This window comes from Deltaproteobacteria bacterium (assembly GCA_009930495.1).
Lineage (GTDB): Bacteria > Desulfobacterota > Desulfovibrionia > Desulfovibrionales > Desulfomicrobiaceae > Desulfomicrobium.
The window spans coordinates 1-6,732 of record RZYB01000145.1 but is presented as its reverse complement, the minus strand read 5'-3'; the positions used below and the strand labels follow the sequence as shown (position 1 = coordinate 6,732).

The window sequence follows — 6,732 nt, the reverse complement described above, 5'->3', positions numbered from 1 at the left end:
ATGGCCAGCATCATGTTCACCTCGGTATCGAGCTTCATGGCCCATCACCGCCGTGGCGCGGTGGACTGGTCCGTGGTCCGGCGCATCGTGGCCGGCATTTTGGTGGGGACTTATCTCGGTTCCTGCGTGGCCGCCCGGTTGAGCACCGGCGTCCTGAAGGTGTTTTTCGTCATTTTTCTCTATTATGTCTGCTATCAGATGCTCTCCGGCAAAAAGCCCAAGCCGTCGCGGCAATTGCCGGGGATGGCCGGAATGTTCGGGGTCGGCAATGTTATCGGCGTGGTGTCGAGTCTGGTCGGCATCGGCGGCGGCACCTTGTCCGTGCCCTTCATGATCTGGCATAATATCCCCATCCATCGGGCCATTGGCACCTCGGCCGCCATCGGTTTTCCCATCGCCGTGGCCGGTACAGTGGGCTATGTGGTCAATGGCTGGGGCACTCCCAATTTGCCACCGTACAGCCTGGGCTATGTGTCGCTATCGGCCCTGGTGGCCATAGCCGTCATGAGTGTCCTGACCGCGCCCGTGGGCGTGCGTCTGGCGCACAGCCTGCCCGTGGACAAACTGAAGCGGATTTTCGCCGTGATTTTGTTTGTGGTCGGCACGAAGATGCTGATTTCCCTGTTCTGACGCGGCAGAGAGCAGTTTCGGCAAGAACAAAACGCCGTTCCCCAGGCCCACGCGGGCCCGGGGAACGGCGTTTTTGGTGTCCTGGCTGGTGATGCCTAGCGCAGGCTGATTCGCCAGCGGTCGGCCATGACCGTCTCGGGCAAGGACCAGATATGCTCGTGCAGCCTGGCCATGCGTTCGGGATCGTAGAGCAATTCCTTTTTTTCCTTTTTATTCAAAACCGATGGTCCGCCTTCCTTGGCCTTGTCCAGGATCGCGTCGCGACGGGCGGCGATGGACGGGGCGAGGGTGCGTGGAGCGCGCAGAAGGTGGCGGTGAAGCAGATTCAGGCCGGGATCGATGGCGGCCCGCGCGAATCCATCCTCGGGGTCCAGGCCAAGGGCCGGGCCCCGGTTCGCGGCCAGATAGGCCTCGATGTCCTCGTGTTCACGGGGCAGACGCATTTCTTCGGGCGTGACGAACAGACGCAGCGCGCGGAAAAAACGGCCCATTCCGGCTCGGCTGGAGACCATGGACACCGGGATGGACAGCAGCAGGGCAAAGATCAGCGGGGAGCTCCACCAGAAGAATTCGCGGTTGATCTCGAACAGGGTCGCCCCCCACAACAAGGCCAGAACCGTGCCGCCACCGTGGAAGCGCAGGGCGTCCCAGAACGTGGTGCTGGAATCGTCGCGCTGCTGGGTGCCCCAACCGATGCCCAGGCCGACAAGGGTCAGGAACACGAATTTGCTGTGGAAGAGCATGCGGATGGGCGCGAGCAGGGTGGACAGGAAGATTTCCATGACGATGCTGCCGCACAGGGCGAAAAAACCGCCGAATTGTTTGCGGCGTCCTTTGATCAAGGCCAGGAGCAGAGCACAGAGCTTGGGCAGGAAAAGAACGATGGCCGTGCCGCCGAGCAGGGTCAGACCCGGCATGGGGTCCCATACGGGCCAGACAGGAAAGAGGGTTTTGGCCTGGGTGAAATAGTCCGGCAGGATCAGGGCCTCGAGCACGGCCTCGGTGGTGGACAGGGCCAGGAACAGAAACCAGAGCAGGGCCGAGCCGTAGCTCATGACGCCGTTCAGAAACAGGGCCCTGTGGCCGGGAAAAATGCCGCGCGTGAAGACCAGGCGCAGATGCTGCAGGTTGCCCTGGCACCAGCGGCGGTCGCGTTTGAGTTCATTCAAGAGGTTGGGCGGCACTTCCTCGTAGCTGCCCTCCAGGTCGTAGGCTAGCCAGACCGAATAGCCGGCCCGGCGCATCAGGGCCGATTCCACGAAATCATGGGACAGGATGTCCCCGCCCAGGGGTGGCTTGCCGGGCAGACGGCTCAGGGCGCAGTGCTTGATGAAGGGTTTGACCCGGATGATGGCGTTGTGGCCCCAGAATTGGGCGTCACCCAGGAACCAGTGGTGCAGGCCGGCCGCGTACATGGGACCGTAGGCGCGGTTGGCGAACTGCTGGGCGCGGGCGATGAGCGTCTCGCGGCCCGTGCAGGCCGGCGCGGTCTGGAGGATGCCGACGTTGCGGCGGCGTTCCATGATTCGGACCATGCGGATCAGCGTTTCGCCGGACATGACCGAGTCGGCGTCAAAAACGATCATGTAGGTGTAGTGCGCCCCATGGCGACGGCAGAAGTCGGCCACGTTGCCGCTTTTGCGTTTCAGGTTGACGCGCCGGCGGCGGTAGAAAATATGGCCGTGGGCCGAGAGAACCGTGCACAGCCGGTTCCAGGCGGCTTCTTCCTGGACCCACCGGTCCGGATCGTTGGAGTCGCTCAGGATATGGATGTCAAAACGGTCGGCCGCGCCCAGGCGTTGCAGGGATTTCCAGACGGCCTGGATGCCGGCCATGATCCGCTCCGGGTCTTCGTTGCAGATCGGGAACAGGATGGCGGTCTTGACGTGGGGGCGGATGGGGGCGTCCCGGTCGCCACGGGAGCGGCTCACGGCAAAGCGGTCGTTGCGCTTGAGCAAGGTCCAGAATCCGGCCAGGGCGGTCCAGAATCCCAGGGATATCCAGATGAACAGGGTGCAGAAGACAAAAATGATGGCCGCTTCCAGGGCCGTGGCGCCCCGGTGTGGCAACAGGGAGCCCATGACCGAGGCCGCGACCAGGGACGGGGTCAGGACCAGGATCAACAGGACCATGCGGCGACGGGCGGCGATTTTGCGCCACGGTTCGTTCAGGAATTCCCGCTTTATCGGATTTTTGGGCGCTTCCCCCTGGGATTGGCGCTGAAATTCAGGATGGGACATGAGGGCTCCGGAGGTGGGCGTGTCTTAGGAACGAAGGGGCTGGAACAGGAAATACAGGACGGCCAGAAGCACGGCGTAGAGGATGATGTCCAGGTAGGCCGTGTTCAGGATGTTGGCCGCGCCCAGCCAGAGTGGCCGCCACAGACGCATCCAGATTCGCACCCAGGGGCGGCGATCCATTTCCTCGGGGCACATGTGGGAGCGTTTCAGCTCCGGTCCGGGAATGGCCACGGGAAGGACTTCGATCCCGGCCAGGAGGTCGCGCAAGATGCGCATCCCATTGGCCGCGGCCTGGTCCGGGTTTTCGCCAGGGTTGTCGGCCAGGCGGCGCAGAGCCTCCACGGCCAGTTCGTGGCGCTGGGTTTCGTGCACAGGCAGATGGCGCAAATAGGCCGAAATGCGCACCCCGGCAGCCTCCATTCGCCCTTCGAGGATTTGGCGCGGCGTTTCGACATGGGGCGGCGGGCAATCCGGGGGCTGCGTGGAGTTTTTGGGCATGGCGGATTCCCGTCGGTTAGAGTTTGACGGCATAGCTCCACGTCTCGGTCAGGGGGGTCACGCCATGTTGGAGGATGGCCCGCATTTCGATGGTCGGGCGCTTGTCCGGAAGCACCAGCCCCAGGGGCGAGGACGAGTCGGGGACAATTTCGAATACCAGTCTCCAGGCCCCGGTGATGTCGTTTTTGTAGACGCGTTTTTCCAAAAGCTTGCCGCCGTCGCCGACCCAGACGTTGGCGTCCAGGGCCGCGCCCTCGGGCAGGTCTTCCAGTTTGCCGCCCTTGAATTCAAGCACGAACAGGCGCGATGTTTCGGTTTTTCCCTTGGCGACGCGGGACATGATGACCTTGCCCTCGGGAGATTCGACACGGGTGGCGCTGGCCCAGCGGATGCGGTAGTCGAAGTTCATGGCCTCGCCCAGCACGGGCTTGGTCTCTGGAACCCAATAACTGACCATGTTGTCGTGAATTTCCTCGGGGGAAGGGATCTGGACCAGCTGGAGGTGGCCGGGCCCCCAGTCACCCCTGGGTTCGATCCAGGCGCTGGGTCTGGACTGGTAATGGGCTTCCAGGTCCTGGTAGTTGGCATACTCCTCGTCGCGCTGCATGAGCCCCATGCCCCGGATATTGGGCGCGTTGAAGGTGTTGACGACCAGGGATTTGGGATTTTGCAATGGCCGCCACAGCCATTCATCGTTTTCGAAGTGCGCCAGCAATCCGTCGGAGTCATGCACCTCGGGTCGGAAATCATCGGTCAGACGCGGATTGGAGTTTTCGCCAAAAATGAACATGCTGGTCAGGGGCGCGATCCCCAGTTTGTCCACGGGTTCGCGCGGGAACAAGGTGGATTCGACATCGACGAAGGTTTCGGCGCCGGGCGTGGCCACGAACTTGAACGCGCCCGTGACGCGGCGGGAATCGAGCAGGGCGTAAATGGTCACGGATTTGTCTTTCTTGCCGGGTTTGATGATCCAGAATTCCTTGAAAAAGGGAAATTCCTCGCCCGAGGGCTCGGCCGTGTCGATGGCCAGGCCGCGCGCGGACAGTCCGTAATTTTGTCCCTTGGGCACGGCCCGGAAATAGCTTGCGCCGAGAAAGACAAGAAATTCATCGAGATAGCTTTTCTTGTTGATGGCGGCGTGGACGCGAAAACCGGCGTAGCCCATTTCGGCGGGGATCTGGGTCGCGAATTTGTTGCGTCCGTAGTTGAAGGCCGAGGTGTCGAAGGCCAGCCGGCTCGGCGCGTCCTTATCAATAATATTGATGGACACGGTCCGGTCGTAGAACAGACCGGGGTGGAAAAATTGGAGCTCGAAGGGGAGTTTTTCACCCCGCCAGAGACTTTTTTCCGGAATGTAGCGGATATCCCGCCAGTCGTCATAGCTGATTGTTTTCAGGATTTCCGGAACCTGTCCCGTGCCGCCGTCGAACGGTTGGGCGGCGAGCTCCTTGGCCAGGGTTCTGACGGAATCAAGCGTGAATGTATCGGCCCGGACTGTCGTGGCGTACGTGAACAGAAACAGGCTGGCCAGAAGCCAGCGCATCGCGCGCGACGTGATTATCATGGTTGTTCTCCCTTCGACATAATTCGTTTTTTTATCCTGGAGGACAAAAATCCGGTATCACCCCTTGTGCTTTTCGGGGGGCCTCGTCAAGACCCCGGAACGGGACGTGTCGGTGGGGGCGATAGATCAATTTAGACCGCCCTGGCGAGGCTGTCCATGGGTAGGAACGGAGAAAGCCGTGCAGGAGGAAATCCGTGCAGGAGGGAGCGATTGTCAGGAATCCTGGAGGCGGCGCTCCACCCGGCCCTTGGCGATGAGCTCTTCCAGGTTGAATTTGCGCACCCGGTAGCCCATCTGGCGCGGCGTGAGGTTGAGTTCGCGGGCGGCCTTGTACTGGATCCAGGCGTTGCGGCGCAGGGCCGCGACCACTTCCTGGCGTTCCGTTTCCCGCAGCGGCTGGCAATGTTCGGCCGGATCTGGCGTGGTCGTGACCGTCCGGCCCGGTGTCGCCCGCTGTTCCTGGGTCAGAAGGGGATGGATGAAGTCCGCTCCCACGGGTTTGTCATCGGTCAGGATAACCAGGCGTTCGATCAGGTTTTCCAGCTCGCGGACATTTCCCGGCCAGTCGTGATCAAGGAGCAGCTCCAGGGCTTCGGGGGTCAGGCTCAGGCCGCGACCGTATTCCCGTTCCAGGCCGGCCTGGAAGTGGTGGATCAGGCGGGCCACGTCCTCCTTGCGTTCCCGAAGGGAGGGCACGCGCACGGGAAAGACGTTGAGCCGATAAAAGAGGTCCTCGCGAAACAGCCCCCGGGCGACCTGCTGGTCCAGGTCGCGGTTGGTGGCGCTGATGATGCGGACATCGACCTTGCGCGTTTTGTTGCTGCCGATGCGTTCGAATTCCCGTTCTTGCAGCACCCGCAGCAGTTTGGCCTGCAGGGCCAGGGGGAGTTCCCCGATTTCGTCCAGAAAAATGGTGCCCAGGTGGGCATCCTCGAACCGGCCGGGCTTGGTGCCATTGGCTCCCGTGAAAGCTCCCTTTTCATAGCCGAACAGCTCCGCCTCCAGCAGATTTTCCGGGATGGCCGCGCAATTGACCTTGATGAAGGGGTGGGTTTTTCGGTCCGAAAGCTCGTGGATGATCCGGCCAATGAGGGTTTTGCCCGTGCCCGACTCGCCCAGGAGCAAGACCGTGGCCTTGGTCGGGGCCACCTTGGCCACGTGTTGTTCCACCTCCCGCATGGCCTGGCTTTTGCCCACGATGTATGGCCCATGGTTCTCGCGGGCTATCTGGTACTTGAGGGTGGTATTTTCCTGCTTCAGGGCTGCTTCCCGATCTTTGACCTTTTCGTTCAGACTCAGGAACCGCGATATCAGCGTGGCCACGACGCTCAAAAAATCCGCGTCGGCGTCGAGCTGGGCCTGGCTGGAAAACAGGCGGTCGACGCTGAGCACGCCAATGGGGCTGCCGTGGTGGAGGATGGGCACGCCGACAAAGGACAGCCGATCATGGCTGACGCGCCGCGTGCCTGTTTTATCCAGGAACAGGGGCTCCCGGGAGATGTCCGGAACCAGGAATGGCTTGGCCGCCCGGAAGATGGCGCCGGTGACGCCCTCGTCCAGGCGGTAGACGCCGCGCCGTTTTTCCTGGTCCGACAGGCCATGCGAGGTGGAAATGGCCAACCGGCCCGAACGGGGGTCAAAGAGGGTGACGGTGGCCCGGCGCATGCTCATGGTGTCGGACAGGATTTTCAGGATGGACTCCAGGGCGCTTTCCAGGTCCAGGGCCAGGTCGATGATTTTACTGATGGACAGCAGCACTTGCAGTTTGACGGAGTGGGTGGCGGTGCTCATGTCCGCGTC

At 62.0% G+C, this 6,732-nt stretch carries 5 protein-coding genes; 1 reads left to right on the top strand and 4 read right to left on the bottom strand.

The features are described from left to right. Positions 1 to 630 (top strand): sulfite exporter TauE/SafE family protein (locus EOL86_11005; GenBank protein ID NCD26102.1); only part of this gene is annotated, 630 nt, incomplete at its 5' end. Between the two features lie 95 nt (positions 631 to 725). On the opposite strand, the gene mdoH is transcribed toward EOL86_11005, so the two are convergent. The 4 genes from mdoH to nifA form a co-directional block, all read right to left on the bottom strand. Then, positions 726 to 2,870, bottom strand: a complete 2,145-nt coding sequence (gene mdoH / locus EOL86_11000) for a glucans biosynthesis glucosyltransferase MdoH (GenBank protein NCD26101.1) — start codon at positions 2,868 to 2,870, stop codon at positions 726 to 728. A 24-nt stretch (positions 2,871 to 2,894) separates the two neighbouring features. Continuing rightward, positions 2,895 to 3,368, bottom strand: coding sequence for a hypothetical protein (locus EOL86_10995; protein ID NCD26100.1), 474 nt, complete (start codon positions 3,366 to 3,368; stop codon positions 2,895 to 2,897). Positions 3,369 to 3,384: 16 nt separating this feature from the next. Next, complete coding sequence (locus EOL86_10990; protein ID NCD26099.1) at positions 3,385 to 4,932, bottom strand: glucan biosynthesis protein G; 1,548 nt, start codon at positions 4,930 to 4,932, stop codon at positions 3,385 to 3,387. Between the two features lie 213 nt (positions 4,933 to 5,145). Next, positions 5,146 to 6,723: a nif-specific transcriptional activator NifA gene (gene nifA, locus EOL86_10985; GenBank protein ID NCD26098.1), complete on the bottom strand. Its 1,578-nt coding sequence runs from the start codon at positions 6,721 to 6,723 to the stop codon at positions 5,146 to 5,148. Positions 6,724 to 6,732 lie beyond the last annotated feature (9 nt).

What these genes read in the sequence shown, in the direction of transcription:
- EOL86_10995 (NCD26100.1), bottom strand. Translation starts at nt 3,368, where the DNA reads ATGCCCAAAAACTCCACGCAGCCCCCGGATTGCCCGCCGCCCCATGTC.
- mdoH (NCD26101.1), bottom strand. Translation starts at nt 2,870, where the DNA reads ATGTCCCATCCTGAATTTCAGCGCCAATCCCAGGGGGAAGCGCCCAAA.
- nifA (NCD26098.1), bottom strand. Translation starts at nt 6,723, where the DNA reads ATGAGCACCGCCACCCACTCCGTCAAACTGCAAGTGCTGCTGTCCATC.
- EOL86_10990 (NCD26099.1), bottom strand. Translation starts at nt 4,932, where the DNA reads ATGATAATCACGTCGCGCGCGATGCGCTGGCTTCTGGCCAGCCTGTTT.